This window comes from Mesobacillus sp. (assembly GCF_049588175.1).
GTDB lineage: Bacteria > Bacillota > Bacilli > Bacillales > Cytobacillaceae > Mesobacillus.
In genome coordinates this window covers 1-1,768 of sequence record NZ_JBAVFI010000066.1, presented here as the reverse complement: position 1 = coordinate 1,768, position 1,768 = coordinate 1, and the positions used below count along the sequence as shown (strand labels likewise).

The following is a 1,768-nucleotide window of genomic DNA, read 5'->3' as shown; positions in this document are numbered from 1 at the left end:
GTTCTGGTACCAGCGCATGAATAATAAGAACGCGATGGAAACAATCGATAGAATGACAGATTGAGTTGCCGCGACCTCCATATCCCCGTTAATTTTGGAAAAATAGATTTGCAAACTCAGCACGCGGTATCCGCCCGCCAATAAGAATGGTGCACTGAACGATGCCATCGAAATCATGAACACCAACAGAGAAGCTGCGACAATGGCCGGCGTCAATAAAGGGAACGTCACCTTCCAGAACACCTGGAAGCGGCTCGCGCCCAAATTATAGGCAGACTCTTCAAGCGAAGGGTCGATTTTATTGATCGCAGACGAAACCGTCATGTAAAAATAAACATACATGGTATAGGCGTGGACAATCAAAATTCCTGAAATCCCGCCGATTTTAAAAGGAACTTCCTTAAGCCCAAGCAAATCCTTGATTGCATTCGGGACAAGGCCAGTTTCGCCATACAGGAACATAAAGGCCATTACCCCAACCAACGAAGGAAGAACGATCGGCATGATGGCAGCCGTCGAGAAAAAGCTCCTCCCTGGGAAATCATAGCGATTAAAAATAAATGCCAGAGGAATCCCGATCGCCGCACTGGCGAGCACACTCAGAAAGGATATATACACCGAATTCCACAAGGCTTCTAAATTCGTCTTCGATTCCTGTGTGAAAAAATCCTGATAGTTTCCGAGCCCAATCCCGCCATCCTTACGCAAGCTCTCAAGAATCGTCCGCAGCGATGGATAAAGAACATAGGCAATCAAAACGAGCAATACAGGAATCAACAGATAGAATGTCACCCGGTTATCACGATTCTTCATCATGACGCATCACCGCTCAACACCGGAATCAGCCCGATTTGATCGGCAGGCAGCTCGACCCACACATCCGCGCCAGGCTTCAGGTTAGCCGACACATGGTTCAGCACGTTCACCTCAAGCAGCAACCCGTTCACGCGAACCCGCACATTGATGATCGTCCCGAAAAACTGGACCTCCTCGACCTTGCCAGCAAAAACATTCGGCCGGTCCGCCTTCTCAGCCAGGATCTTTACAGACTCCGGACGAATCGAAAGCGCCAACGCCCCATCTTCATGTTCCTTGTTAAAATTAAACGGCGTATTATGTACAACAAATTGATCCTCACCAGCCGAGACGCTCACACAATTCTCGTCCACTCCATCCACTTTTACAGGCAAAAGATTAATCTCACCTATAAAACTAGCAACAAAGTCATTCGCTGGTTCATTATAAATCTCAGAAGGTGTTCCGACCTGGTGGCAGACGCCAAAGTTAAAAACCGCAATCCGGTCGCTCATCGACAACGCTTCTGCCTGGTCATGGGTAACGTAAATCGTCGTAATCTTGTATTCCTTCTGCAGCCGGAGAATTTCGGCCCGCATTTCATCCCGAAGCTTCGCATCCAGGTTGCTCAATGGCTCATCGAGCAAAAGGATTTCCGGTTCGATCACCAATGCCCTTGCCAACGCCACGCGCTGCTGCTGACCTCCGCTTAACTGACTCACCTGACGTTCCGCGTATTGTTCGAGCTTTACTTTACGAAGCACATCCTGGACCCGTGCTTTCAACTCACCAGAGGCGATTTTTCGCACCCTCAACCCAAAAGCCACATTTTCGAATACCGTCATATGAGGAAAAAGGGCATAGTTTTGGAAAACCATGCCCGTATTTCTTTTTTCAGGAGGTACACGCGTCATATCTTTATCGCCAAATCGCACCACACCCTTGGTAGGATAATAGAATCCAGCGATCATCC

At 48.4% G+C, this 1,768-nt stretch carries 2 protein-coding genes; both read right to left on the bottom strand.

Going from position 1 to position 1,768, the window contains the following annotated elements:
• On the bottom strand, positions 1–816 hold an 816-nt coding region (locus WB217_RS01545; protein ID WP_423990012.1), incomplete at its 3' end, for an ABC transporter permease.
• A partial coding sequence (locus tag WB217_RS01540) for an ABC transporter ATP-binding protein (RefSeq protein WP_423990010.1) occupies positions 813–1,768 on the bottom strand: 956 nt, incomplete at its 5' end. The genes WB217_RS01540 and WB217_RS01545, both read right to left, overlap by 4 nt.